At 72.5% G+C, this 24,128-nt stretch carries 25 protein-coding genes and 1 tRNA gene; 19 read left to right on the forward strand and 7 right to left on the reverse strand.

From position 1 onward, the window contains the following. Window positions 1–24 precede the first annotated feature (24 nt). Both ACIHIX_RS12860 and ACIHIX_RS12865 read left to right on the forward strand, forming a co-directional pair. A complete protein-coding gene (locus ACIHIX_RS12860) occupies window positions 25–810 on the forward strand; it encodes an SGNH/GDSL hydrolase family protein (protein WP_399955566.1) in 786 nt (261 codons plus the stop codon). Between the two features lie 114 nt (window positions 811–924). After that, a complete protein-coding gene (locus tag ACIHIX_RS12865) occupies window positions 925–1,677 on the forward strand; it encodes an SIMPL domain-containing protein (protein WP_399953919.1) in 753 nt (250 codons plus the stop codon). Window positions 1,678–1,707: 30 nt separating this feature from the next. Here ACIHIX_RS12865 and ACIHIX_RS12870 read toward each other — a convergent pair whose 3' ends face one another. Together ACIHIX_RS12870 and ACIHIX_RS12875 are read right to left on the reverse strand one after the other, a co-directional pair. Continuing rightward, window positions 1,708–2,328, reverse strand: coding sequence for a TetR family transcriptional regulator C-terminal domain-containing protein (locus ACIHIX_RS12870; protein WP_399953922.1), 621 nt, complete (start codon window positions 2,326–2,328; stop codon window positions 1,708–1,710). 77 nt (window positions 2,329–2,405) lie between these two features. Further along, window positions 2,406–3,584, reverse strand: coding sequence for a Glu/Leu/Phe/Val dehydrogenase dimerization domain-containing protein (locus ACIHIX_RS12875; RefSeq protein WP_399953925.1), 1,179 nt, complete (start codon window positions 3,582–3,584; stop codon window positions 2,406–2,408). A 162-nt stretch (window positions 3,585–3,746) separates the two neighbouring features. Here ACIHIX_RS12875 and ACIHIX_RS12880 point away from each other — a divergent pair, with 162 nt between their 5' ends. Further along, window positions 3,747–4,622 (forward strand): MOSC domain-containing protein, encoded by an 876-nt coding sequence (locus ACIHIX_RS12880; protein WP_399953927.1) that lies wholly within the window; start codon window positions 3,747–3,749, stop codon window positions 4,620–4,622. Between the two features lie 72 nt (window positions 4,623–4,694). Then, a complete protein-coding gene (locus ACIHIX_RS12885) occupies window positions 4,695–5,960 on the forward strand; it encodes an MBL fold metallo-hydrolase (RefSeq protein WP_399953931.1) in 1,266 nt (421 codons plus the stop codon). Between the two features lie 111 nt (window positions 5,961–6,071). On the opposite strand, the gene ACIHIX_RS12890 is transcribed toward ACIHIX_RS12885, so the two are convergent. Further along, on the reverse strand, window positions 6,072–6,482 hold the full coding sequence (locus tag ACIHIX_RS12890) for a histidine phosphatase family protein (RefSeq protein WP_399953934.1): 411 nt from the start codon (window positions 6,480–6,482) through the stop codon (window positions 6,072–6,074). An 840-nt stretch (window positions 6,483–7,322) separates the two neighbouring features. Between ACIHIX_RS12890 and ACIHIX_RS12895 the strand changes: the two genes are divergently transcribed. From ACIHIX_RS12895 to ACIHIX_RS12915, 5 genes are all read left to right on the forward strand, one after another. Then, window positions 7,323–9,452 (forward strand): sensor histidine kinase, encoded by a 2,130-nt coding sequence (locus ACIHIX_RS12895; protein WP_399953937.1) that lies wholly within the window; start codon window positions 7,323–7,325, stop codon window positions 9,450–9,452. 92 nt (window positions 9,453–9,544) lie between these two features. Next, window positions 9,545–9,988 (forward strand): roadblock/LC7 domain-containing protein, encoded by a 444-nt coding sequence (locus ACIHIX_RS12900; protein ID WP_399953940.1) that lies wholly within the window; start codon window positions 9,545–9,547, stop codon window positions 9,986–9,988. A 2-nt stretch (window positions 9,989–9,990) separates the two neighbouring features. Beyond that, window positions 9,991–10,362 carry a DUF742 domain-containing protein gene (locus ACIHIX_RS12905; protein WP_329332456.1) on the forward strand — a complete coding sequence of 124 codons (372 nt, stop codon included), beginning with the start codon at window positions 9,991–9,993 and terminating at the stop codon, window positions 10,360–10,362. Then, window positions 10,340–10,939 carry a GTP-binding protein gene (locus tag ACIHIX_RS12910; RefSeq protein ID WP_399953943.1) on the forward strand — a complete coding sequence of 200 codons (600 nt, stop codon included), beginning with the start codon at window positions 10,340–10,342 and terminating at the stop codon, window positions 10,937–10,939. The genes ACIHIX_RS12905 and ACIHIX_RS12910 overlap by 23 nt, the downstream gene beginning before the upstream one ends. A gap of 69 nt (window positions 10,940–11,008) precedes the next feature. Continuing rightward, window positions 11,009–11,587 (forward strand): GAF domain-containing protein, encoded by a 579-nt coding sequence (locus tag ACIHIX_RS12915; protein ID WP_399953946.1) that lies wholly within the window; start codon window positions 11,009–11,011, stop codon window positions 11,585–11,587. A gap of 89 nt (window positions 11,588–11,676) precedes the next feature. Here ACIHIX_RS12915 and ACIHIX_RS12920 read toward each other — a convergent pair whose 3' ends face one another. After that, on the reverse strand, window positions 11,677–12,285 hold the full coding sequence (locus tag ACIHIX_RS12920; RefSeq protein ID WP_399953948.1) for a GPP34 family phosphoprotein: 609 nt from the start codon (window positions 12,283–12,285) through the stop codon (window positions 11,677–11,679). Between the two features lie 232 nt (window positions 12,286–12,517). Here ACIHIX_RS12920 and tdh point away from each other — a divergent pair, with 232 nt between their 5' ends. The 8 genes from tdh (at window position 12,518) to ACIHIX_RS12960 (ending at window position 18,862) form a co-directional block, all read left to right on the forward strand. After that, the gene (tdh, locus tag ACIHIX_RS12925) at window positions 12,518–13,546 is read left to right on the forward strand and encodes an L-threonine 3-dehydrogenase (RefSeq protein ID WP_399953951.1); all 1,029 of its coding nucleotides are present in this window, start codon (window positions 12,518–12,520) and stop codon (window positions 13,544–13,546) included. Between the two features lie 19 nt (window positions 13,547–13,565). Next, window positions 13,566–14,783, forward strand: a complete 1,218-nt coding sequence (locus ACIHIX_RS12930) for a glycine C-acetyltransferase (RefSeq protein WP_399953954.1) — start codon at window positions 13,566–13,568, stop codon at window positions 14,781–14,783. Between the two features lie 37 nt (window positions 14,784–14,820). Further along, window positions 14,821–15,729 carry a LysR family transcriptional regulator gene (locus tag ACIHIX_RS12935; RefSeq protein WP_399953957.1) on the forward strand — a complete coding sequence of 303 codons (909 nt, stop codon included), beginning with the start codon at window positions 14,821–14,823 and terminating at the stop codon, window positions 15,727–15,729. A gap of 35 nt (window positions 15,730–15,764) precedes the next feature. Then, on the forward strand, window positions 15,765–16,352 hold the full coding sequence (locus tag ACIHIX_RS12940; protein ID WP_399953960.1) for a helix-turn-helix domain-containing protein: 588 nt from the start codon (window positions 15,765–15,767) through the stop codon (window positions 16,350–16,352). Further along, a complete protein-coding gene (locus ACIHIX_RS12945) occupies window positions 16,349–16,912 on the forward strand; it encodes a GNAT family N-acetyltransferase (RefSeq protein WP_399953963.1) in 564 nt (187 codons plus the stop codon). Before ACIHIX_RS12940 ends, ACIHIX_RS12945 begins: the two co-directional genes overlap by 4 nt. Window positions 16,913–16,942: 30 nt before the next feature. Next, on the forward strand, window positions 16,943–17,302 hold the full coding sequence (locus tag ACIHIX_RS12950) for an MmcQ/YjbR family DNA-binding protein (RefSeq protein ID WP_079308418.1): 360 nt from the start codon (window positions 16,943–16,945) through the stop codon (window positions 17,300–17,302). A gap of 95 nt (window positions 17,303–17,397) precedes the next feature. Then, window positions 17,398–18,726 carry an MFS transporter gene (locus ACIHIX_RS12955; protein WP_399953967.1) on the forward strand — a complete coding sequence of 443 codons (1,329 nt, stop codon included), beginning with the start codon at window positions 17,398–17,400 and terminating at the stop codon, window positions 18,724–18,726. A gap of 62 nt (window positions 18,727–18,788) precedes the next feature. Continuing rightward, a tRNA-Pro gene (locus ACIHIX_RS12960) sits at window positions 18,789–18,862 on the forward strand. A gap of 54 nt (window positions 18,863–18,916) precedes the next feature. Here the strand turns inward: ACIHIX_RS12960 and ACIHIX_RS12965 are convergent. Continuing rightward, window positions 18,917–20,089, reverse strand: coding sequence for a Gfo/Idh/MocA family protein (locus ACIHIX_RS12965; protein ID WP_399955569.1), 1,173 nt, complete (start codon window positions 20,087–20,089; stop codon window positions 18,917–18,919). Window positions 20,090–20,212: 123 nt separating this feature from the next. Here ACIHIX_RS12965 and ACIHIX_RS12970 point away from each other — a divergent pair, with 123 nt between their 5' ends. Continuing rightward, window positions 20,213–21,214: a LacI family DNA-binding transcriptional regulator gene (locus ACIHIX_RS12970; protein ID WP_399953970.1), complete on the forward strand. Its 1,002-nt coding sequence runs from the start codon at window positions 20,213–20,215 to the stop codon at window positions 21,212–21,214. A 4-nt stretch (window positions 21,215–21,218) separates the two neighbouring features. On the opposite strand, the gene ACIHIX_RS12975 is transcribed toward ACIHIX_RS12970, so the two are convergent. Then, window positions 21,219–22,220, reverse strand: a complete 1,002-nt coding sequence (locus tag ACIHIX_RS12975) for a glycoside hydrolase family 43 protein (RefSeq protein ID WP_399955572.1) — start codon at window positions 22,218–22,220, stop codon at window positions 21,219–21,221. Between the two features lie 56 nt (window positions 22,221–22,276). Next, window positions 22,277–23,140 carry a LysR family transcriptional regulator gene (locus ACIHIX_RS12980; protein ID WP_399953973.1) on the reverse strand — a complete coding sequence of 288 codons (864 nt, stop codon included), beginning with the start codon at window positions 23,138–23,140 and terminating at the stop codon, window positions 22,277–22,279. 69 nt (window positions 23,141–23,209) lie between these two features. On the opposite strand from ACIHIX_RS12980, the gene ACIHIX_RS12985 reads away from it, so the two are divergent. Then, window positions 23,210–24,094 (forward strand): EamA family transporter, encoded by an 885-nt coding sequence (locus ACIHIX_RS12985; RefSeq protein ID WP_399953976.1) that lies wholly within the window; start codon window positions 23,210–23,212, stop codon window positions 24,092–24,094. The last annotated feature ends 34 nt before the right edge of the window (window positions 24,095–24,128 follow it).

Genomic DNA, 24,128 nt, shown 5'->3' on the forward strand with positions numbered 1-24,128 from the left:
GATTCGAAGAGTGACAGCAGAGCAGTGATCGGGTCGTACGTTGCGGTGGGGGACAGCTTCACCGAGGGCGTGGGCGATCCCGGCCCGGACGGGGCGTTCGTCGGCTGGGCCGACCGGTTCGCGGTGCTTCTCGCGGACCGGCGGCCCGAGGGCGACTTCAGGTACACCAACCTCGCCGTGCGCGGGAAGCTCCTCGACCAGATCGTCGAGGACCAGCTCCCGAAGGCCGTGGAACTCGCCCCCGACCTGGTCTCCTTCTGCGCGGGCGGCAACGACATCATCCGGCCCGGCACCGACCCCGACGAGGTCGCCGAGCGCTTCGAGCGGGCGATCGACCGGCTCACCTCCGTCGCCGGCACCGTCCTGGTGACGACCGGCTTCGACACCCGTGGCGTACCCGTGCTCAAGCATCTGCGCGGCAAGATCGCCACGTACAACGGTCATGTGCGGGCCGTCGCCGACCGGTACGGCTGTCCCGTACTCGACCTGTGGTCCCTGAAGACCGTCCAGGACCGCCGGGCCTGGGACGGCGACCGGCTCCACCTCTCTCCCGAGGGGCACACGCGCGTGGCGCTGCGCGCGGGCCAGGTGCTCGGCCTCGACGTTCCCGCCGACCCCGACCAGCCCTGGCCGCCGTTGCCGCCCCGCGGCCCGCTCGACGTGCGGCGCGACGACGTCCACTGGGCGCGGGAGTACCTCGTGCCGTGGATCGGGCGGCGGCTGCGCGGGGAGTCCTCGGGCGACCATGTGACGGCGAAGGGCGCGCTGTCGCCGGACGACATCAAGCTGCGGATCGGCAAGGTCGCCTGACCGGGCACGGGATCCACCAGTGAGGTGACCGCGCGGGAGTGGTGTGCGGTCCGGTCCATGACGTGGTGCTGGGATGACCGCACTGTCAGCCCGCCTCGGAAGGACCGGACCCGCATGCCCGTTCCCCGTACGCCGGTCGCGGTGATCGCCGCGACCCTCCTGGCCCTGGGTCTGCCCACCGTCGTGGCCCCGTCGGCCGCCGCCGCCGCGCACGCCCCCGCGGCCCGTCCCGCCACGGCTCCCGCCACCGTCACCGTGACCGGTGAGGGCAGTGCGGTGGGCGAGCCCGACATCGCGCTGGTCGGCGCCGGCGTCGAGACCGTCGCCAAGACGACACAGGCCGCGCTGAAGACGCAGAACACGGCGTCCGCCGCCCTGTTGAGGGCGGTACGCGCCCAGGGGATCGCCGACCAGGACGTCCGCACCGAGAACGTCTCCCTCGGCCCGGTCTACGACTACACCGACGGCGCCTCCACGCTGAAGGGCTACCGGGCCGCCCAGTCCTTCGCGATCAAGGTCCGCGAACCGGGTGCCACGGGCGCGCTCCTCCAGGCGATCACCGACGCCACCGGCGACGCGGGCCGCGTCAACTCCGTCGTCCTCGACCTCGACGACCGGCGCCCGCTCCAGGCCCGCGCCCGTGAGGCCGCGCACGACGACGCCCACGCCAAGGCCGCCCAGTACGCCCGTCTCAGCGGCCTCCGCCTCGGCCACCTCGTCTCCCTGAGCGAGGGCGGCACCGGCTACCTCGCCCCGGCTCCGCCGATCTCCGCGGACGCGCCCGCCGGTGGCTTCGTCGGCGTACCGCTGGCGCCGGGGGAGATCAGGGCGACGGCGACGGTGACGGCGGTGTACGAGCTGGACTGAGGGGTCCGTCTGTGCGGCCGGGTCGGCCCTTCAGCGCTCCTGGGCGCTCAACGTGTCGGCCCCCAGCCCGAGTTCCCGGGCCAGCGCCTCCTCCACCCATTCCTGGGCACGCGCGCGTGACACCCCGCCCGGGTACGACGTCAGCTGGACGGCGAGTCCGTCGAGCAGGGCGGTCAGGCGCAGGGCGGTCGCGGACGGGTCCGGGCAGCGGAACTCGCCCGCGGCCACGCCCTCCGTGAGGACCTCGGCGAGCGCCGCCTTCCACCGCTTGTCGAGGTCGCGGGTGACCTCCTGGAGCGCGGGCTCGCGCAGCGCCGCCGCCCAGCCTTCGATCCACAGCCGCCAGCCCTTGGCCTGACCCGTCGGCGCGTACCAGCGCACGGCCGACCGCAGCCGTCGTAGCGCCGTCGTCCGGCGGCCGAGGATCTTGCTCAGCTGGGCCAGGTCGTCCTCGGCCGCGTACGCGAACGCGGCGGCGACCAGCTTCTCCTTGGTCGAGAAGTGGTACAGCACCAGCGCGTTGCTCACCCCGAGCACCGAGGCCACGTCGGCGATCCTGACCGCCGCCACGCCCCGCGCCTCGATCTGCCCGATGGCGGCCCGCAGCAACTCATCGCGCCGCTCGGCCACGCTCAACCGCACTCTCGCCACGCGTTCACCCTAATCCGTGACTGTCAGTGGCGGGACGCGGCCGCCGATCCGGACGTCACGCGCACCAGGGCCCGGTGTCACCGGTACCACCCGAACCGCTCGGCGATGACCGGCAGCCGGTCCGCGACGATCGCGTGCGCGGCGGCCCGCGGCGACGTCCCGTCGGCCTCCGCGCGGGCCAGCATCTGCTCGACGAGCGCGCGCATGGAGCGGCGGGTGTGGGTGAAGGCCTGGTCCGCGTCGGCGTCGATGTCACCGAAGAGCGTCCACCACCACCAGGCGTTGGTACCGGAGTTCACGACCACGTCCGGCAGCACCGTGACGGCCCGTGCGGCCAGCAGCGCCTCCGCGGCGGGCAGTACCGGCATGTTGGCCGCCTCGACGATCCAACGGGCGGTGATCCGCTCCTGGTTCGTGGCGTCGATCGCGTACGACACCGCGGCCGGCACCAGCACCTCCGCGTCGGTGGACAGCCAGGCGTCACCGGGCAGTTCACGGTCGCCGGGGCGGAGCGCGGCACGGTCGACGGTGCCGTAGGCGTCCCGCGCCGCGAGCAGGGCCTCGACGTCCAGCCCCTCGGGGTGGGCGATCGTGCCCTTGACGTCGGCGACGGCGACGATCCGGAGACCCGCGCGCGCGAGGAACCGCGCCGTGGCCCCGCCCATGGTCCCGAGCCCCTGCACCGCGACCCGTGTCCCGGCGTACGGCACCCCGGCCCGGTCCAGGGCGGTGAGCACCGACTCGGCGACTCCGCAGCCGCCGACGAGCTCGTCGAGCCCGATGCCGTCCACCTCGACCGCGAACGCGTCCGCGAGACGCTTGCGGGCCGTCGCCTCGTCGTCCAGCAGCGGATAGACGGCCTGGATCGAGGACACGAGCCCCGCCTCGGCCGCTGCCCGGTCCACCAGGTCCTGGGTCAGACCGAGGTCCTCGCCCGTCGTCCAGACGCTCTCGACGTACGGTCGCATCGCGCGCAGAAAACGCACGAGCAGCGCGTACGCCGCCGGGTCCCGGGGATCGCAGTCGATGCCGCCCTTGGCGCCGCCCAGCGGGACATAGCGGCCCTCGGGGTCGTAGTGCAGCGCCTCCTTCATGGTCATCCCGCGGGCCAGCCCGGTGACCTCGTCCAGGGTGCAGCCCTCGCGCATCCGCAGCCCGCCGCTGGACACGCCGCGCACCAACCGGTCCACGACCAGGAAGCCCTGGCGGCCGGTGAGGTGATCGGTCCAGGTGAGCGACAGCAAGGGGGTGGTCATGGGGGCTCCTGGGCGGCTGCTGAAGAGTGTTACTGAATGGAGGGTCAGTATCTTCTTGACATGCTCAACCGCTGTCAATTCGAGCGAAACGCGATTGACAGAGCGCCCGTCGCCGTCGATAGGTTCCTTTTGGGAACGTGCTGATCGTCGGAGGGGGCGGACATGGTCAAGGTCGTCGAGTTGACGTACTACCCGGTGAAGGGATGCGCCGGGATCACGGCGAGCGAGGCGATCGTGACGCCGGCCGGGCTCGTCCACGACCGCTCGTTCATGGTCGTCGACGAGGAGGGACGGTTCAGGACGCAGCGGCGCGATCCGCGGCTCGCGCTGATCCTGCCCGGCATCGACGCCGCCGGGGAGCGGCTCACCCTGTGGGCGCCGGACCACGGCGAGGTCGCCGTCGACGTCGACATCATCGGCGTACGGCGACCGGTCGAGCTGTTCGGGGCGCCGTACCGGGGCATCGACCAGGGCGACACCGTCGCGCGGTGGCTGTCCGACGTGCTGGCGACCCCGAGCAGGCTCGTGCGGGTGCCGCCGGAGCACGACCGGGTGACCGACGGCAGGACGCCGGGCACGGCCGGCTGGGCCGACAGCGGGGCTCTGCACGTGCTCTCACGCTCCAGCCTCGACCTGCTCAACGAGAAGATCGCCGAACGCGGCGCGGAGCCCCTGCCGATGAACCGCTTCCGCCCCAACCTCGTGATCGACGGCTGGGACGTACCGCACACCGAGGACCGCGCCCACCGCATACGGATCGGCGCCACCGAACTCGCCTACGCCAAGCTCGCCGTCCGCTGCGCCGTCACCCTGGTCGACCAGGAACGCGGCGCCAAGGGCGGCCCCGAACCCATCCGCACGCTGGCCGGATACCGGCGCGGTGCCGCCGGCACGGTGTTCGGGGCGAAGTTCTCCGTGCTGCGGGAGGGGAAGGTGGCGGTCGGTGACGCGGTGGACGTCGTGACGTGGGGTGATTCCGAGGTGCCGTTCACGCACCGTCGTCAGGGCGCGTCCGAGGTGCCGTTCACACAGGCGTGACCAGGGCGATCCGGGGATTGTCGGAGAGGCCGACCATAATGGAAGACCTCACCGACTCCACCAGGAGGTACCGTGTCCGTTTTCGGTTCCCTGAGCTCCGGGCTCAGCGGCCTGCAGCCCGAGGCCTTCGGCGTGGACCCGAGCGGTGAGCGCCTCGCCCGTATCCGCAGATCCCCCCACTTCAAGGACGGGGTCTTCCAGAACCCCGGGGGTGAGGCCCGGATCCGGCCCTCGGGGTCGACGCTGGAGTTCGCGAAGGTCTTCTTCGACAGGGACGAGCGCCCGCGCCGCGCTCCCGAGGGCACCATTCCGGTGCACCCCACCACCCTCGCCGACATCGCCAAGCCGCCCGTCACGGGGCTGCGGCTGACCTGGATGGGCCACTCCAGCGTGCTGGCCGAGATCGACGGACACCGGGTGCTCTTCGACCCGGTCTGGGGTGAGCGCTGCTCGCCGTTCCCCTTCGCGGGACCCAAGCGCCTCCACCCGGTGCCCCTGCCGCTGGCCGCGCTCGGCCCGGTCGACGTGGTCGTCATCTCCCACGACCACTACGACCACCTGGACATGCCCACGATCAAGGCGCTGGCCGACACGGACACCCTGTTCGCCGTGCCGCTCGGTGTCGGCGCCCACCTCGAACACTGGGGCGTCTCCGCCGACCGACTGCGCGAACTGGACTGGCACGAGGCGACCAAGGTCGGCGGCCTCACCCTCACCGCGACCCCGGCCCGCCACTTCTGCGGCCGCGGGCTGCGCAACACCCAGCACACCCTCTGGGCGTCCTGGGTCGTCGCCGGTGACGAACACCGGGTCTTCCACAGCGGCGACACCGGCTACTTCGACGGCTTCAAGGAGATCGGCGCCGACCACGGCCCGTTCGACGCCACGATGATCCAGATCGGCGCGTACAGCGACTTCTGGCCGGACATCCACATGACGCCGCAGGAGGGCATGCGCGCGCACCTCGACCTCCAGGGCGGCCCGTCGGCCGGGCCGATGCTGCCGATCCACTGGGCCACCTTCAACCTGGCCACGCACGCGTGGGTGGAGCCGGGCGAGGGGACGCTCGCCGCGGCCCGCACGGAGGGCACGCGCATCGCCCTGCCCCGCCCGGGCGAGCCGTTCGAGCCGACGGGTGATCGCGTACCGGTCGAGCCGTGGTGGCGCGGGGTCGCGGCAGCGCCCTCCGGCGGGTGGCCTGCGGCCGAGCTGGTGACGGAGGCCTCGATCAGGACGACGTCCGAGGGGGCGGCGCGGGCTCAGGAGGACGCGGCCGGCTCGGAGGGTGAGGGGAAGAGCGAGGGGAGCGGGGAGCCGGAGGCGGTGCCGGCGGGCTGATTTCTCGGGGAATTGCGGCAGGCTGATTTCTCAGGGAGTTGCGCGCACGGGGCCGACGTGATCAGTAGCGACTCTCGGTGGGCCAGAACCGGCACGACCATTCGTCTGCCGTCACTCCGGCCTCGACCACGGTTCCGTGCGGCAGCGGGCGACCCCACGCTCTCCGCGCGGAGAGGCCGGCGCAGAGGGAGCGTCCACGATCCACCGACGAAGGGCGTCCTGAGACGCGCGGCCGGCCGCGCTGCCCGAGGACCTCTCGAGAGCGCTGATCCCGTACTCGATCAGACCGTGGTCGCGTCGCACGGGCAGGTCCCAGACGGCGGTCACGGGCTCGACTCTCAGGGCCGCGAGCGCGGCTTCGGCCTGTTTCCGCCCCAGGTGGGTGAGCCCGGCTCCGGGCGGCTCGCTCGACAGGACTCCGGCGGCGTTGTCCACGGATTGGCAGTGCCTGAGCAACAGCACGCGAGTGCGCCGCGGTGCGGGAACGGCTTTTCGCGAGCGCCTGTCGCTTGAGTGGATCACTACAGAGCGTGAAGCCCGTAGGGGTGGAGGGTGGGCGGCTGCGGGGGCGCCGGTCGGGGTGCGGGGGTCTGTGCGGGTGACGCTTCCGTCCCCCGGAGCTGTTGCCGGGTGGCGCCGACCGCCCGCCGCGCCGTTTCGTTTGTGACCGTCCCTGACCAGCGTTGATCGATGCCTGAAGCGAACTGTACGGGCTACCTGAGGGCTTATCGGGCTGTCGTACGAAGCCTCATACCAGAGCGGGACGCTCTCCGTACGAGTTTGTCAACTGCCCACCGCACATGATGCGTTGCCGACTACTGTGAGTGTCCGTCGGGCGACGCAGGGCCGAAATCCCGGCGCTCTCGACCGACACCGTGTCGTGAGGACCAGACCGGAGGAGGGAGTCGACGCGATGGGGATCCCCCCAGCTCGACCGCGACCGGGAGACGGGGGAAGCCGGTGACCGACGACCGCGTGGGAGTGCGTGCCGACCGTGGCGAGCGCACCCGGGAATCGGCGGGAGCGCGCGGTGGGCCCTGGGAGCCCGGCCGTGGACCCGGGAGCCAGGCCGGCGGTGGACGCGGGCGCCAGGCCGGCGATGGCCAAGGGAGCCCAGTCGGCCCCGGCCAAGGAAGTCGTCTCGGCCCCGGTCGAGGCAGCCCGCCCGGCCGGGGACAGTCGAGCCAGGCCGACTTCGGCGGAGGCGGCCGGCAGCCCGGCCCTGCACAGCCGAGTCAGCCCGGCCGTGGGCAGTCGAGCCCGCACCGCGCTGGGCAGTCGAGCCAGCCCGGACGTGGGCAGTCGAGCCCGCCCGGCGACCAGGCCCGACGGGCCAGTACCCGGACCAGTACGAGGACACCGATGTCTCAGCTCCGCGCACCGGCAGCCCATGCGGACCGCCGTGAAGGCGGCGGCCGGCACGGCAGGCCGGCCGCCCGGCCCGTGGCCGCGTTGCCCGAGACCCACATACGGCCACAGCTGCTGCGGCTCGCCGTGCTGCCGCCCGTCGCGGTCGCCCTCGCCGCCTCGGCGGCCGTCCTCTTCACCGTCCGCTCCACCGGCGCCCGGCCCGGCCTCACCCTCTGGGGCGTCCTCGCGGGGGCGGTCTCGGTGGCCCTCGCCGGCATCCTCATCGCCGCCGTCGCCGCCGACCGCGCGGCCAGGTCGGTGAGCGACCGCATCGGTGCCCTGCGCCGCAGCAGCGCACGGGGCGAAGCCGATCTGCGGGCTCTCGTCGAGGCGTTGCGACGCGGTGACGGGCCTCCCCGGCGCACCCCGCCCGACGGACCCCCGGACGGCGCCGACGACTTCGAGCTGCTCGCCGCCGACCTCACCCGCGCCCATGACGGTGCCGTCACCGCCGTGGTCCAGGCCGCTCAACTCTCCAGCCAGGCGGGCAGCGAGCAGAAGCTGGAGGTCTTCCTCAATCTCGCCCGGCGGTTGCAGTCGCTGGTGCACCGGGAGATCTCGATCCTCGACGAGCTGGAGAACGAGATCGAGGACCCCGACCTCCTCAAGGGCCTCTTCCACGTCGACCACCTCGCCACCCGCATCCGGCGTCACGCCGAGAACCTCGCCGTGCTCGGTGGCGCCGTCTCGCGTCGGCAGTGGAGCCACCCCGTCCCCATGACCGAGGTGCTCCGCTCGGCCATCGCCGAGGTCGAGCAGTACTCGCGCGTCAAACTCGTCCCGCCCATCGACGGCACCCTGCGCGGGCACGCCGTCGCCGACGTCATCCATCTGCTCGCCGAACTCGTCGAGAACGCCACGGTGTTCTCCGCCCCGCACACCCAGGTGCTGCTGCGCGCCAACCTCGTCACCTCGGGGCTCGCCGTCGAGGTGGAGGACCGCGGCCTCGGTATGCCCGTCGCCGAGCAGGACAGGATGAACGCCCTGCTCACCGACCCCGATCAGGTCAACGTGGGGAGCCTGCTGGCGGACGGTCGTATCGGGCTGTTCGTGGTCTCGCAGCTCGCCCGACGGCACGGCATCAACGTACGGTTGCAGACCAACATCTACGGCGGGGTCCAGGCCGTACTCGTCGTACCGCAAGGCCTGTTGGGCGCGGAGCCGGGCGCGTCGGGGAGTGTCGTCCCGGGGACCTCCGACGGCATGGGAATCGCCGGGCACGCCGGGACGTCGCGGCCGGTCGGCGGCGGTACGGCGTCACAGGCGCGGCCGTCCGCACCGGCGCCCGGCACGCCGGGGGCCGGAGGTCCGGGCCGCCTGGGTGACACCGGGCCGCAGCGGGTCATGCCCGCCGGGCCCTCCGCCGTGCCGCCGCCCACCGGACCCCCCGCCGTACCGCTGCCCGTGCGCGGCAGCCAGCAGGAGCGGCCCAATCCGGCGGAGGCCGTCCCGGGCATCCGGCCCGACGACCGGCGGCTCGTCGAGGAGAGCGCCGCGGCGCCGCCCACCCCGCGCACCGGCACCGTCCGCGGCACCATGGGCAAGCCCCAACTGCCCCGGCGCCGCGCCCAGGAGCACATCGCACCCCAACTCCGCGACGGCCCGGCGGCACCGCGACCGGACGCCGAGTACCCCGCCGGGCACGACCCGGGACTGATGGCCGCCTTCCAACGTGGCATCGGCCTCGCCGAGGCACAGCAGCACATGGAGGCGGAGACCACCGGGGACGGGGACTTCGGCGCTTATGCCATGGGGTCCACACACATGGGTACGGCCCACAGGGACACGGCCCACATGGCCGCGCAGGTCACGGACACGCCGCACCCGCACACGGACCCGGCCACGGGCACCGACCAGACCCACACGGACCTGAGTCACCTGAACTCCGTCCACTCAAGCCCGACTTACCCCCTGGATCCCCTGGCCCCCCTGGATCCCCTGGCCCCCCTGGATCCCCTGGGCCCCCTGGACCCGGCCCGGACCGCCGAGGCACGCCCCGCCCCCGTGTCCCACGACCGTCTGTCCCCGGCCCGACCCGACCACACCCCCACCCGGCACGACGGGAGCGCATCAGCGGGATGACCACCCCTGCCACGACCCACGCCACCATGCCCGGCCCCACCCCCACACCCAGCGCTCCCGCAGACCTTCGTACCTCAAGGAGTCGATCCACCATGGCGAGCGAAGCGCCGACCGGCCATGTATCCGATCTCGACTGGCTGATGAGCGGCCTCGTGCAGCGCGTACCGCACACCACCAGCGCGGTCCTCCTGTCCTGCGACGGGCTCGTGAAGTCGGTCCACGGCCTCGACACCGACAGCGCCGACCACATGGCGGCCCTGGCCTCCGGCCTGTACTCGCTCGGCCGCAGCGCCGGCGTCCGCTTCGGTGACGGCGGGGACGTCCGTCAGGTGGTCGTCGAGCTCGACGCGACGCTGCTGTTCGTGACCACCGCAGGCTCCGGCACCTGTCTCGCCGTGCTCGCCGGCCGCGAGGCCGACGCGGCCGTCCTCGGCTACGAGATGGCGATGCTGGTCAAGAGCGTCCGCCCCTACCTGGTGACCGCACCCCGGCAGCACGCCGTCGAATCCTCGGCGTCCCCGGTGATGAGGCCTTGAGCGTGGCGGCGGCCGGCGACGGGCCCTGGCTCGACGACGCGGCCGGACGCCTGGTGCGCCCCTTCACGGTGAGCAACGGCCGCACCCGGCCCACCGTCGCGCTCGACCTGCTGTCGCAGGTGATGGCCACCGGAGCCACCCCCCTCGGCTACCTCGGCCCCGAGCACACGCAGGCACTCGACCTGTGCCGCGCGCCTGTCTCGGTCGCCGAGGCCGCCGCGCATCTGAAGCTGCCGGCCGCCGTCACCAAGGTGCTGCTGTCGGACCTCGTCGACTGCGGGGCGCTCACCACCAAGCCCCCCGAGTTCCACCACAACCCGACTGACCGGGCTCTTCTGGAGGCAGTGCTCGATGGACTACGACGACAGCTCTGACCCCTTCCCCACCGCACTCAAGATCCTGGTGGCGGGAGGCTTCGGAGTAGGCAAGACGACCTTCGTGGGCGCGGTCAGCGAGATCGCCCCGCTCAGTACGGAGGAACTGCTCACCACGGTCAGCGCCGCGACCGACAACCTCGACGGCATCGAGAACAAGGTCGAGACGACCGTCGCCATGGACTTCGGCCGCATCACCCTCGACCCGCAACATGTGCTGTACCTGTTCGGCACGCCCGGGCAGGAGCGGTTCTGGTTCATGTGGGACGAGCTCTCCGAGGGTGCGCTCGGCGCGGTCATCCTCGCCGACACCCGCAGACTGGAGGACTGCTTCGCCGCCGTCGACTTCTTCGAACAGCGCGGCCTCGGCTTCATCGTCGCGATCAACGAGTTCGACGGCTCCTACCGCTACGACCCCGAGGAGGTCCGCGCCGCCATCGACCTCGCCCCGGAGATCCCCGTCGTCCGCTGCGACGCCCGGATCTCCAGCTCGGGCGTGCAGACCCTGCTGACCCTCGTCCGCCATCTCATCGCCCATGCCCCGGCGCCCGCGCCGAGCCACGGCGCCCACATGTGACCCCCGTCCACCGTGCCGACCAGCCCTGGAGCCGCATATGACCTTCGCCCACCGCGACGGAACCCGCCCATGAGCTACGACCCGGTGCGTCCCGCCGGTCGTCTGCTGCTCACCCCCGAGGACAAGGAGGCCCCCGCGCGGACCCGCCGACTGCACGGGCTGGGGCTGGGGGAACGCCCGGAGCCCGCGCTCGACGCGTTCGCGGACCGGCTCGCCGAGGTGACCGGTGCGCCGTACGCCATGGTCAACTTCATCGACGAGAACCGGCAGTTCTTCGCCGGACTGCACCTCCCGGACGTCCGCCCGATGCTCAGCGACGCGGACGAGGCCAAGCCGCAACTCGGCCGCCAACTGGCGCGCGACCACGGCTTCTGTCCGCATGTGGTGGTCCGGCGCAAGGCGCTGGTCCTGGAGGACGTGAGCGACTACCCGCGGTTCGCCGGCAATCCCGTCGTCGACGAGTTCGGCATCCGCTCCTATCTCGGCGCACCGCTCGTCGACCGGGGTGGCATGGTCCTCGGGACGGTGTGTGTCGTCGACGTGGCGCCTCGACCCTGGGGCCGGACCGGGCTGGAGACCATCAAGTCCGCGGCGGCGGAACTGGTCGCGCGCGTGGAGCAGATGGAGGCGGACGGCCTGCCTCTGTGAACTTGTGTGCTCCTATGAACCATGCGTACGTGCGGCGACTGAACTCGCGTGCCGCGACGCCGACTTCGCGTCGCCCGCAACGCCTCGCCTCACACCCCGCCCCGCCAGATGTTGTCGAACGCCGCGCTCTCGATCGCCCGCCGCTGTCTGACCGCCTCCAGCTCCATCACCGCGTCCCCGACGGCCGCCAGCACCGTCGTGATCGTGTCGTCGGTGAGGTCCGCCGCGTCCCCGTCCGGTTCGTCCTGGATGCCGGCCGCGGCGGCCAGGGCGGCGAACACCGGCTCGCCCGAGTCCCGGCGCTCCTCCGCGCGCCGCCGCTCCGGCGACTCGACCAGCTCGGCGTGTCCGGACCGCCGCGCGGCCCGCAGCCCCCGCGGGCGGCTCGTCAGCCCCTCCTGCTCCAGCGCGGAGTCGTACGCCGAGGACAGCCCGCGGCCCCGACGCCACAGCCAGTCCTCCACCGACTCGTACGGCTCCTGTCGTACGGCGGTGGCGGCGGCCTCCGTGAGCAGGCGGTCGACCGGCGCGGACTGCCCGCCGGGCACGACCAGGTCGCCGTCCACCCCGAGCGCGCCCGCCGCCACGAGGTCCAGCAGCTCGGACGCGGCGAGCGCCAGCGACAGCTCGCCCTGTTCCACCGGTCTGTCCGGGCTGGCCTCCAGGGCGACGATCGCGAGATCACGTGCGGTGTTCATCGGCGGCTCCAGATCGGTCGCAGTCGTCCTCGTCCCTCCCAACGGGCAGGTGGGCGAGGGTGTTCCCCGCCGAGGGGTGGCGTGAAGAAGATCTGCGGCGGCGCTTAAGAAAACCTCGATGGACCTGAGGGGGCGTCGTACGGCAGATTGCTAGGCGATTCCCTCCCTCTTCCCGGTTGCGGGCCTTTTCGGCGTGCTCGCGTACGGGAACGCACCCACAGGAGCCGTAGCGGTGAAGGCACTGGTCAAGGAGAAGGCGGAGCCCGGGCTGTGGCTCGCGGACGTGCCCGAGCCCGCCGTGGGACCCGGCGACGTACTGATCAAGGTGCTGCGCACCGGCATCTGCGGCACCGATCTGCACATCCGGTCCTGGGACGGCTGGGCGCAGCAGGCGATCCGCACGCCGCTGGTGCTCGGCCACGAGTTCGTCGGCGAGGTCGTGGAGACCGGCCGTGACGTGGCGGACATCGCCGTCGGCGACCGGGTCAGCGGCGAGGGGCATCTCGTCTGCGGCAGGTGCCGCAACTGTCTCGCCGGCCGCCGCCACCTGTGCCGGGCCACGGTCGGCCTGGGCGTCGGACGGGACGGTGCCTTCGCGGAGTACGTCGCCCTGCCCGCCGCCAACGTGTGGGTGCACCGCGTGCCCGTGGACCTCGACGTGGCCGCGATCTTCGACCCGTTCGGCAACGCCGTGCACACGGCCCTGTCCTTTCCGCTGGTCGGCGAGGACGTACTGATCACCGGCGCCGGGCCGATCGGTCTGATGGCCGCCGCCGTCGCCCGGCACGCGGGCGCGCGCAACGTCGTGATCACCGACGTCAGCGAGGAGCGCCTCGACCTCGCCCGCAAGATCGGCGTCAGCCTCGCCCTGAACGTCGCCGAGTCCTCCATCGCCGACGGCCAGCGCTCCCTCGGGCTGCGCGAGGGCTTCGACATCGGCCTGGAGATGTCCGGCAACCCGACCGCGATGCGCGACATGATCGCCAACATGACCCACGGCGGCCGGATCGCCATGCTCGGTCTGCCGGCCCAGGAGTTCCCCGTCGACTGGGCCCGGATCGTCACCTCGATGATCACCATCAAGGGCATCTACGGCCGTGAGATGTTCGAGACCTGGTACGCGATGTCGGTCCTCCTGGAGGGCGGCCTCGACCTCGCCCCCGTGATCACCGGCCGCTACGGCTACCGCGACTACGAGGCGGCGTTCGCGGACGCCGCGAGTGGCCGCGGCGGCAAGGTCATCCTCGACTGGACCGCGTAACCCTTTAGGAGCCTCTCGCATGTTCGACTCTGTCCGTGACGACCTGCGCGCCACCCTCGACGAGATCCGCGCCGCCGGTCTGCACAAGCCCGAGCGCGTCATCGGCACCCCGCAGTCCGCGACCGTCGCCGTCACCGCGGGCGGCCGTCCCGGTGAGGTCCTCAACTTCTGCGCCAACAACTACCTCGGTCTCGCCGACCACCCCGAGGTCGTCGCCGCCGCCCACGCGGCGCTCGACCGCTGGGGCTACGGCATGGCGTCCGTGCGCTTCATCTGCGGTACGCAGGAGGTCCACAAGGAGCTGGAGGCGCGTCTGTCGGCGTTCCTCGGCCAGGAGGACACGATCCTCTACTCCTCCTGCTTCGACGCCAACGGCGGTGTCTTCGAGACCCTCCTCGGCGCCGAGGACGCGGTCATCTCCGACGCCCTCAACCACGCGTCGATCATCGACGGCATCCGCCTGTCCAAGGCCCGTCGCTTCCGCTACGCCAACCGCGACATGGCCGACCTGGAACGGCAGTTGAAGGACGCCTCCGACGCGCGCCGCCGCCTGATCGTCACCGACGGCGTGTTCTCCATGGACGGTTACGTGGCCCCCCTGCGCGAGATCTGCGACCTCGCCGAGCGCTACGACGCCATGGTCATGGTCGACGACTCGCACGCCGTCGGCTTCGTCGGCCCCGGCGGTCGCGGCACCCCCGAACTGCACGGTGTCATGGACCGCGTCGACATCATCACCGGCACCCTCGGCAAGGCGCTCGGCGGCGCGTCCGGCGGCTATGTGGCCGCCCGCGCGGAGATCGTCGCCCTGCTGCGCCAGCGGTCGCGCCCGTACCTGTTCTCCAACACGCTCGCCCCGGTGATCGCCGCGGCCTCCCTCAAGGTCCTCGACCTGCTGGAGTCGGCGGACGACCTGCGGGTCCGGCTGAACGAGAACACGGCCCTGTTCCGCCGCCGGATGACCGAGGAGGGCTTCGAGATCCTCCCCGGCGACCACGCCATCGCCCCCGTGATGATCGGCGACGCGGCGAAGGCGGGCCGTCTCGCGGAGCTGCTCCTGGAGCGCGGGGTGTACGTGATCGGCTTCTCCTACCCGGTGGTGCCGCAGGGCGCCGCACGTATCCGCGTCCAGCTGTCGGCTGCGCACTCCACGGAGGACGTGAACCGCGCGGTGGACGCCTTCGTCGCGGCCCGGACCGAGCTGGAGGCGGCGGCCTCCCCGGAGTCGGTGGGCTGAGCCGGAGCGCACGGGGGCATTTGAGACAATCGATCCCATGATCGAAGCGCGGCGGCTGCACATCCTCCGGGCGGTGGCCGACCACCGTACCGTGACGGCGGCTGCCGCCGCGCTGTATCTCACCCCCTCGGCGGTGTCCCAGCAGCTCACGGCCCTGGAGCAGGAGACCGGGCACCGCCTGGTCGAGCGCGGCGCGAAGGGCGTACGGCTGACCGCGGCCGGCGAGATCCTGCTGAGCCACACCAACGCCGTCCTCGCCCAGCTGGAGCGCGCGGAGGCCGAGCTGGCCGCGTACGGCTCGGGGGAGGCCGGCACGGTCACCGTCGCCTCCTTCGCCACCGGCATCGCCCTGGTCGTGGCGCCCGCGGTGGCGCGGCTCGCCGTGACCGCCCCCGGCATCCGCATCCGCGTCCAGGACGCGGAGGGTGACGCCAGTCTGCCGATGGTCCTGGACCGGCAGGTCGACGTCGCGGTCGCCGTCGAGTACCGCGGGGCGCCCCCGGCCGACGACCCCCGCCTCACGCACGTCTCCCTGTACGCCGAGCCCTTCGACGCGGTCGTCCCGGTGAGCCATCGGCTGGCCGAGGCCGGTGAGGTGCCCCTGGCGGAGCTTGCCAAGGACCCCTGGATCGGCCCCTATCCGGGCAATCCCTGCCATGAGGTCGTGGTCCTGGCCTGTGAGAACGCGGGCTTCCAGCCCAGTCTCGAACACTCCTCGGACGACTTCCGCGCGGTCGTGGCCCTGGCCTCGGCCGGTGCGGGAGTGGCCCTCGTCCCGCGCTCGGCGCTGATCGGCATGGACCACACGGGCGTGGTAGTCCGGCCGGTCGACGGCGTCGCGCCCACCCGCCGGGTGTTCGCGGCGGTGCGCCGGGGAGCGGAGGGGCATCCGCTGATCCGTCCGGTGGTGGAGGCGCTGGCTCAGGCGGCTGAGAGCGGGACGTAACCTGCCTGTTTCATATCTGGGATACCGTCCCGGATATGAAACACGCTGCGGCCGGAGAGGCCGGCCCGGACCCCGTCGACGCCCGTCTGGGCACCCGGCTGACCGAACTGCGTACCGAACGCGGCTGGTCCCTGGGTGAGTTGGCGGCCCGCACCGGAGTGAGCAAGTCGACCCTGTCCCGGGCCGAGCGCGCGGAGACCAGCCCCACCGCCGCGCTGCTGAACCGTCTGTGCGCGGTCTACGGACGGACCATGTCCCAGCTCCTCAGCGAGGTCGAGACCGAACCCCCGCTCCTGGTCCGGACCGCCGAGCAGCCGGTCTGGGAGGACCGCGCCTCCGGTTTCGTGCGCCGCTCCGTGTCACCGCCGCACAGCGGGCTGCGCGGCGAACTCGTCGAGGGACGGCTCGCGCCGGGCTCCGACATCGCCTACGACAGGCCGCCCGTGCCCGGCCTCGAACAGCACATCTGGGTGCTGGAAGGCGCCCTCGCCATGACCGCCCAGGACGTCGAGCACCACCTCGACGCCGGCGACTGCCTGCGCCTTAGGGTGCGGGGGGCGACCCGGTTCCGGTGCGTGGGGGACGAGCCGGTGCGGTACGTGCTCGCGGTGGTGCTGCCGTGACGTTCGTCCGACTCGACGCGGACCAGGTTCCGCTGTACGTCGCGGAGTTGGCCGACCTGATGGTCGACACCGTCGACGGCGGCGCCTCGATCGGCTTCCTCGCCCCCTTCGACCGCGCGGCGGCCGTCGCCTGGTGGCAGGAACGGGCGGCCGCCGTGGCGGCCGGACACCTCGCCCTCTGGATCGCCCGTGGCGACGACCGGACGCTCGGCACCGTCGGTCTCGTCTTCCCCGACAAGCCCAACAGCCGCCACCGCGCCGAACTGGTCAAGCTCATGGTGCACCGGGACGCACGCGGGCGAGGTCTGGGACGCGGCCTCCTGGCCACCGCCGAACAGGCCGCCGCCGACGCCGGCCGCACCCTGCTCCACCTCGACACCGAGACCGACAGTCCGGCGGAGCGCCTCTACGCCTCGGCGGGCTGGACCAGGGCCGGCGTGATCCCCGACTACGCGGCGGATCCGGGCGGGGTGCTCAGGGGAACCACCCTCTACTACAAGCACCTGGGAGCCGCCGCCGGTCAGGGCAAGCACCCCGGGACGACCGCTCCCACCAGGTGATTGTCAGTGGCAGCCGCTACGGTGCGTCCCATGCCGGATGCCGAAGACGTACGCCGTATCGCCCTGTCCCTGCCGGACACCACGGAGAAGATCGCCTGGAGCATGCCCACGTTCAGGGTCGCGGGGAAGATGTTCGCCACCCTGCCCGAGGAGGAGACCTCCCTCGCGGTGCGCTGCCCCAAGGAGGAGCGGGACGAACTGGTGCTCGCCGAGCCGGAGAAGTTCTGGATCGCCGACCACGAGGCACAGTTCGCCTGGGTGCGGGCCCGCCTCGCCGCCCTGGAGGACGAGGACGAACTGCGGGACATCCTGGCCGACTCCTGGCGCCAGGCGGCCCCGCCCCGACTCCTCGACAGCTATCCGGAGTTGGGGCGTCCGGTCGGGGAGTGAAATTCCCCGGGCGCTGTCAGTGGCCCGTGGCATGATCCGAAGGCATGGCGGAGGTGGCTGCCGGCGGGGGTGGTGCTCGGGAGACGGGGTGAGGGATGACCGAGGTGTCGTCGAAGGGGCGGAGGGACGCGCATCGCGCACCCACCGACGACGTGGCCGATCGTCCGGCGAGCAAGGCGCCTGAACCCGCCGTCTGGTCCCGCGACTTCGCGCTGTTCTTCATCGCGCGCGCCGTCGCCGCCCTCGGCCACACCATCCTCCCCGTAGCCCTCGCCACCGGTCTGCTCCAGCACGGATACGGGGCGGGTGCGGTGGGCCTCGCGATGGCCGCCTCCGCCGCCTCCTTCGCCGGGTTCGTGGTCTTCGGCGGTGTCGTCGCCGACCGCTTCGACACCCGCAAGGTGATGATCGGCGCGGACCTGGTGCGCCTTGCCGGCCAGACGCTCGCCGCCGCGCTCTTCTTCTCCGGGCACGTGGTGCTCTGGCAGATCTGCGTCATCGGCTTCGTCAACGGCCTGGCGGGCGCCCTGTTCCAGCCCGGCGTCGCCAGCACCGTCCCCCGGCTCGCCACCGACGTCCAGGGCGCCAACGGCGCGATACGCATCGCCGAGGCGGGCGCCCAGCTCGCCGGACCCGTGTGCGCCGGGTTGCTCGTCGGCTTCGCCTCGGCGGGCGGCGTCTTCGCCGTGGACGCCGCCATGTACGCGGTCAGCGCCCTGTGCCTGATCCTTCTCCGGCTGCCGCCGCGTGCCCCGGACGACGGGCCGACATCGCACCGGACGAGCACCTTCCGGGCCGATCTGGTCACCGGCTGGCGGGAGTTCAGAGCGCGCAGCTGGCTGTGGGGCGTGATCGCCATCTGGGGCCTCTACATGATCGCCGTCTCGGGCCCGACCGTCCCGCTGGTCGCCACCGAGGTCGTCCAGGACCACGGCCCGGGCGCCTACGGCCTGGTGAACTCCGCCCTCGGTGCCGGAACCGTCGTCGGCGGCCTCCTCGCCCTGCGGCTGCGCCCCCGCCGGATGCTGCGCGCCGGATCGATCGCCCTGGTCGGCTTCGGCGCCTTCCCGGCGACCGTCGGCGCGGGCCTCGGCGTGCCCGCGATGATGGCCGGGGCCGCCGTCGCCGGGACCGGCATGGCCTTCTGGAGCGTGATGTGGGCGACCAGCATCCAGACCCAGGTCCCGCCCGACGCCCTCAACCGCATCCACGCCTACGACGTCGCGGGCTCCCTCGCGTTGATGCCGGTCGGCCAGGCACTCGCGGGCCCGTCCGCCGCCGCCCTCGGCGCCGACCACGTCCTGCTCGTCGCCGGGGTGATGAGCCTGGTCGTCTGCGGCGCCCTGCTCGCGACGGCGCCGATTCGGAACCTGGTGCGCGCCGATGACACCGGGGCCGTCGATAAACGGGTGCGCGACCACTGACCCGAGTGCGGTATTGTTTCCCTGCACGTTCGGCCGGGGGAAAGCCCAGGTCAGACGGACACCGGGACGTGGCGCAGCTTGGTAGCGCACTTGACTGGGGGTCAAGGGGTCGCAGGTTCAAATCCTGTCGTCCCGACGGTGTGGAGAGGCCCTCACAGGCGACAACCTGTGAGGGCCTTTTCCTGTGCCGTCAGCGCGTTCCTGGATCGGTGACGAGATCCACCCACGTCCGCCGCTCCGCGGAACGGCTCATCGCGTCCAGCGCCGCCGCGCTCGCCACGGCGTCGTCGAGTGTCGCGCCGTACGGAGTCCCCTCGGCCACCGACCGCAGGAACCCGTACGCCTCGATGACCTTCAGGTCGTCGTAGCCCATGGTGTTGGCCGAGCCCGGCTGGAACGCGCCGAACTCGCCGGCGCCCGGCCCGACGTACACCGTGCTGACGGGCTGGTCCTGGTAGGCCGTGCCGCGGCTGACGCCCAGCTCGCCCATGCGCCGGTAGTCCCAGAAGACCGCGCCGGTCGTGCCGTGGATCTCGAAGCCGTAGTTGTTCTGCTCGCCGACCGAGACCCGGCATGCCTCCAGGACGCCCCGGGCGCCGGAGGAGAAGCGGAGGAGGCAGCTGACGTAGTCGTCGTTCTCGACCGGGCCCAGCTCGCCGCCCGTCGCGCGGGTGTGGCCCGCGGTGGCGCCGGTCGGGCGGGCCCGCTCGGGGACGAAGATCGCGGTGTCGGCGGTCAGCGACTCGATGTCGCCGAGGAGATGGCGGGCCAGGTCGACGCCGTGCGAGGCGAGGTCGCCCAGCACGCCGCTGCCGCCGCGCTGAAGCTCGTACCGCCAGGTCAGGGCGCCCTCGGGATGGGCGGCGTAGTCGCTGAAGAGCCGGATGCGGACGTGCGTGACGGTGCCGATCTCGCCGGCGGCGATCAGTTCCCGGGCGGCCTGCACGGCGGGGGCGTTGCGGTAGTTGAAGCCGACCGTGGCCTGGACACCGGCCTTGGCGACCGCGTCGGCGACCGCGCCCGCGTCCTGGGCCGTCAGACCGACCGGCTTCTCGATCCAGATGTGCTTGCCCGCCTCGGCCATCGCGACGCCGATCTCGCGGTGCAGGAAGTTCGGGGCGGTGATGCTCACCGCCCGCACGCGCGGATCGGCGGCCACCTCGCGCCAGTCGCGGGTCGCGGACGCGAAGCCGTACTGGTCCGCCGCCTGCTCGGCGCGGCCGGGCACCTCGTCGGCGACCGTCACCAGTTCCGGCCGCAGCGGCAACTGCGGGAAGTGGTGCGGCAGCCGGGCGTACGCCTGGGTGTGCACCCGCCCCATCCAGCCGAAACCCACCACGGCGATGCCGAGCCTGTCCACGATGACCGCCCTTCGTCGGACCCTGCTTTTGGACCGTTCCAAAGCCTTGATGGCCTACGATGAGACGGACAACAGCAGGTGTCAAGGTCTTGCAGGGCGAGGAACATGTATGGAACGGTCCATGGGATGAGGACCCCGACCATCCGTGACGTCGCCGAGCGCGCCGGTGTCTCCAAGTCGCTGGTGTCGCTGGTGCTGCGGGGCTCGGAGGGCGTACGGCCCGAGAAGCGCGCGGCCGTCCTCGCCGCCGTCGAGGAACTCGGCTACCGGCCCAACGCCGCCGCCCGCAGCCTCAGCGAGCGTCGCACCCGGACGGTCGGCGTGCTCCTGAACGACCTGCGCAACCCCTGGTTCGTGGAGCTCCTCGACGGGCTCAACTCCCGGCTCTACGACAGCGGCCTGCACATGCTGCTCGCCGACGGGCACCTCAACCGCCGGCTCGGCGAGGACCTCACCCGCACCTTCACCGAACTGCGCGTCGACGGCCTGATCGCCGTCGGCACCCTCCAGGACCCCGAGGCCCTGGGTGCCGCCGCCGGACAGGTTCCGACCGTCGTCGCGGGCGCCCGCGAACCGGAGCTGCCGGGCGTGGACGTCGTCGCCAACGACGACGAACAGGGCGCCCGTCTGGCCACCGAGCACCTCATCGGACTCGGCCACCGGAACATCGCGCACATCGCCGCCCAGGGGGCCGTGGGGGAGCTGCGGCGGCGCAGCTTCGAGGCGGTGATGCGGGAGCACGGGCTGGCCGGGACGGCGGTCACGGAACAGGGCGACCTGACCGAGGAGGGCGGCTACCGGGCCGCCGTACGTCTGCTCAGCCGCCCGCGGCGGCCCACCGCGATCTTCGCCGCCAACGACATGACCTGCGTCGGCGCGCTGTCCGCGGCCGAGGAGAGCGGGCTGCGGGTACCGCGGGACCTGTCGCTCGTCGGCTACGACAACACCTACCTGTCGCGGCTGCGCCACCTGTGGCTGACCACCGTGGACAACGCCAGCCGTGACGTGGGCCGACGGGCGGCCCAACGGCTCCTGGACCGGATCGAGACCCCGGACCGGCCGCGCGAGGTCGAACTCGCCACGCCCACCCTCGAGGTGCGCGGCAGCACGGCGCCGCCTCCACCGTAGAGGGTCAGCCGCCGCCGTCGAGTTCGGTGCATTGGCGGACCACCCGCAGCTCATGGCCGTCCAGCCGCATCTCGTACAGCTTGCCCCGGGCGTTCTCGAACGGCCGGTGCAGGATCATCGTCAACCGGCCCTCGAAGGTGCGGAACAGCATGCCGTGCCCGCTGTCGTCGCGGACCAGCGGACGCCGCTGACGCCAGGGGCCGCGGAGGTCGCCGGACTCGGAGACGGCGTACGTCTGGACGTAGCCGCCGCCGATGGTGCCGTCCGGGCCGAGGGCGTTCTTCTCGTAGGTCGACCACAGCATGAGCAGCGAGCCGTCCGGGGTGGGGTACAGCTGGGGGCCGTCGGTGATGTACGGCGGGAGCTGGCCCGGGAGGCCGGCCGGGATCTGCTCGCCCAGCCAGGGCGCGTCGGACGCCTTGAAGAGGAACACCGGGTCGCCGACGGTCCGCGTCAGGTCCGGGGCCAGCCGGATCGCCTCCATGGTGCCGTCGATGGTCTGGAGCCACTCGTGCGCGTAGACCATCCAGGGCCGCCCCTCCCCATCGACGTGGAGCGTTCCGTCGAGGGTCATCAACTCCGCCGGAGGGGTGGGGCGTTCGGGGTCGACGACGGTGAACGGGCCCAGCAGGGAGTCGGACACGGCGGTGACCGTGCCGCGCAGATGGTTCCGGAGCTGGAAGGGGGTGCCCCAACGGTTGGGCGCCGGTACGAGGAGGGGCCGGTTCTCGTCGTGCAGGGTGGTGAACAGGTAGTACCTGTCCGCCCACTTGTGCACCTCCGGCGCCCAACCGCCCTCCGTGGCCCAGATGTTGTCCTGGTCGGCGGTCAGGAAGACCGGCACCGGGCGGGTCCAGTCCCGCAGGTCGTGGCTGCGGTAGACCATCGTGCCGGTGCCCTCCACGCCCGACACGGACGGGTCGTTGGAGGTGTAGAGGTAGTAGGTGCGGGTCTCTTCGTCGGCGACGACGAACGGATCGTGCAGCGGCATGTCGGGCAGCCGCATCAGTGCGTTCTCAACCACGCCCCGAACGATACGGCGGTGCGGGGTGGCCGGTGAGGTCAGGGTCGTCCGGCGGCCAGCACCTCGTGGGCGAGCGTGACCAGGTCCGGGACGGCCGGGTGCCCTGCTCCCTCGCGCCAGGCGAGGATGAGCGGGACGGGCGGGGCGTCCGTGAGGGGCCGGTAGACCAGCGAGGGGTGGGCGTGGTTGCTCGGGGTGGCCGTCGTGGAGATGCCCACGGCACGGCCCGCCGCGATGACCATGAGCCACTCGTCGGTGTTGGTCACCTCGATGGTCGCGGAGGGGCGGGCGGTCGGCGGCCACAGGTCCATCGTCGTCGTCCCCGCCACGACGTTGACGGCGATCGGACGATCGACCAGGTCGGCCAGGGTGACCCGGGGAAGATCCACCAGCGGGCTGTCGGCCGGGAGGACGACGACCCGTTCCTCCCAGGTCAGCAGCTCGGTGCGGAGCCCGGGCGAGGTGACCTCGCCCCGTAGCAGCGCCGCGTCGACCCGACCCTGGGTGAGGCCCGCCGTGCGGTCGTCGATGCGGAGCAGTTCGAGCCGGGTGCCGGGATGGGTCTCGTCCCAGCGGCGGAGCAGCGCGACGGTGTGGTCGCCGAGCGCCGCCCAGGGATGCCCGAGGCGGAGCGGCCAGCTTCGCAGCCCGCCAGGGTCGAGGGCGGTGTCGACGGCGGACAGCGCGGCGGCGGCCTTCTCCCGGAAGACCCGGCCCTCCGTGGTCAGTTCCAGATGATGGGTGGACCGGTCGACGAGACGGGCGCCCAGATGGTCCTCCAGCCGGCGCAGCGTGCGCGACAACGCGGGCTGGCTCACATGGAGCAGGGCGGCGGCACGGGTGATGTTGCCCTCCTCGGCGATGACGAGGAAGGCCCGCAGGTGGCGCAGTTCCACGGTCATGCTTCCAGAGCATAACCGCAGGGAAATCGGCATTTCACGGGGAGCGGCCGACTGCCTAGCGTGAACGCCATGACCTCTACGGTGACCAGCTCGCCCACGCTCGTACGGCACCCCGCGGGGCGCGGCAGTCTCGGCGGTGTCGGTCTCGTGCTCTCCGGCGCGGTGTCCGTGCAGTTCGGCTCGGCCTGTGCCGCGCTGCTGTTCCCGCGCGCCGGGGCGCTCGGCACGGTAGGTCTCCGCATCGCCTTCGCCGCGCTGCTGCTCCTCGCCGTCACCCGCCCCCGGCTGCGCGGCCACTCCCGTACCGACTGGGCCGTCGTCATCGGCTTCGGCCTGGCCCTCGGCGGTATGAACCTGCTCTTCTACCAGGCCATCGCCCGCGTCCCGCTGGGCGCGGCCGTCACCCTGGAGGTCCTCGGCCCGCTCCTGCTGTCGGTGCTGGTCTCGCGGCGCGCGGCGAGCTACCTCTGGGCCGGGCTCGCACTCGCCGGAGTCTGCCTGCTGAGCGGCGGGGACCTGGGGAGCCTCGACGCCGGCGGAGTGGCCTTCGCGCTGGGCGCCGGGGCGATGTGGGCGGCGTACATCCTGCTCAACGCCCGCGCGGGCGCCCGCTTTCCACGCCTGGACGGTCTCGCGATCGCGATGTGCGTCGCCGCGTTCGTCAGCCTGCCGCTGGGTGTCGCCGCGTCGGGAGCGGCCTTGCTGGAGCCGGGCGTGCTGGGCCTCGGCCTCGCCATCGCGGTGCTGAGCTCCGGAGTGCCGTACACCCTCGAACTGCTCGCCCTGCGCCGGCTGTCCGCGGCGACCTTCGCGGTCCTGATGAGCCTCGCGCCCGCGCTCGCGGCGACGGCGGGCTGGCTGGTGCTGGGCCAGGGATTGTCGCTGCCGCAGTGCGGGGCGATCGGGTTGGTGGTGGTCGCGAGTGTGGGGGCGGTGCGGGCGGGAGGACGGTGAGAGGGAGCCCGGCGTCCGGGCTCCCTCCCCGTGG

Source organism: Streptomyces sp. NPDC051913 (assembly GCF_044593635.1).
In the GTDB taxonomy this organism is placed as follows: Bacteria; Actinomycetota; Actinomycetes; order Streptomycetales; family Streptomycetaceae; genus Streptomyces.

Coding starts and splice junctions, on each gene's coding strand:
- ACIHIX_RS12865 (WP_399953919.1), top strand. CDS start 925: ATGCCCGTTCCCCGTACGCCGGTCGCGGTGATCGCCGCGACCCTCCTG.
- ACIHIX_RS12875 (WP_399953925.1), bottom strand. CDS start 3,584: ATGACCACCCCCTTGCTGTCGCTCACCTGGACCGATCACCTCACCGGC.
- ACIHIX_RS12880 (WP_399953927.1), top strand. CDS start 3,747: ATGGTCAAGGTCGTCGAGTTGACGTACTACCCGGTGAAGGGATGCGCC.
- ACIHIX_RS12895 (WP_399953937.1), top strand. CDS start 7,323: ATGTCTCAGCTCCGCGCACCGGCAGCCCATGCGGACCGCCGTGAAGGC.
- ACIHIX_RS12900 (WP_399953940.1), top strand. CDS start 9,545: ATGGCGAGCGAAGCGCCGACCGGCCATGTATCCGATCTCGACTGGCTG.
- ACIHIX_RS12910 (WP_399953943.1), top strand. CDS start 10,340: ATGGACTACGACGACAGCTCTGACCCCTTCCCCACCGCACTCAAGATC.
- ACIHIX_RS12915 (WP_399953946.1), top strand. CDS start 11,009: ATGAGCTACGACCCGGTGCGTCCCGCCGGTCGTCTGCTGCTCACCCCC.
- ACIHIX_RS12920 (WP_399953948.1), bottom strand. CDS start 12,285: ATGAACACCGCACGTGATCTCGCGATCGTCGCCCTGGAGGCCAGCCCG.
- ACIHIX_RS12930 (WP_399953954.1), top strand. CDS start 13,566: ATGTTCGACTCTGTCCGTGACGACCTGCGCGCCACCCTCGACGAGATC.
- ACIHIX_RS12935 (WP_399953957.1), top strand. CDS start 14,821: ATGATCGAAGCGCGGCGGCTGCACATCCTCCGGGCGGTGGCCGACCAC.
- ACIHIX_RS12940 (WP_399953960.1), top strand. CDS start 15,765: ATGAAACACGCTGCGGCCGGAGAGGCCGGCCCGGACCCCGTCGACGCC.
- ACIHIX_RS12950 (WP_079308418.1), top strand. CDS start 16,943: ATGCCGGATGCCGAAGACGTACGCCGTATCGCCCTGTCCCTGCCGGAC.
- ACIHIX_RS12955 (WP_399953967.1), top strand. CDS start 17,398: ATGACCGAGGTGTCGTCGAAGGGGCGGAGGGACGCGCATCGCGCACCC.
- ACIHIX_RS12970 (WP_399953970.1), top strand. CDS start 20,213: ATGAGGACCCCGACCATCCGTGACGTCGCCGAGCGCGCCGGTGTCTCC.
- ACIHIX_RS12975 (WP_399955572.1), bottom strand. CDS start 22,220: ATGCGGCTGCCCGACATGCCGCTGCACGATCCGTTCGTCGTCGCCGAC.
- ACIHIX_RS12980 (WP_399953973.1), bottom strand. CDS start 23,140: ATGACCGTGGAACTGCGCCACCTGCGGGCCTTCCTCGTCATCGCCGAG.
- ACIHIX_RS12985 (WP_399953976.1), top strand. CDS start 23,210: ATGACCTCTACGGTGACCAGCTCGCCCACGCTCGTACGGCACCCCGCG.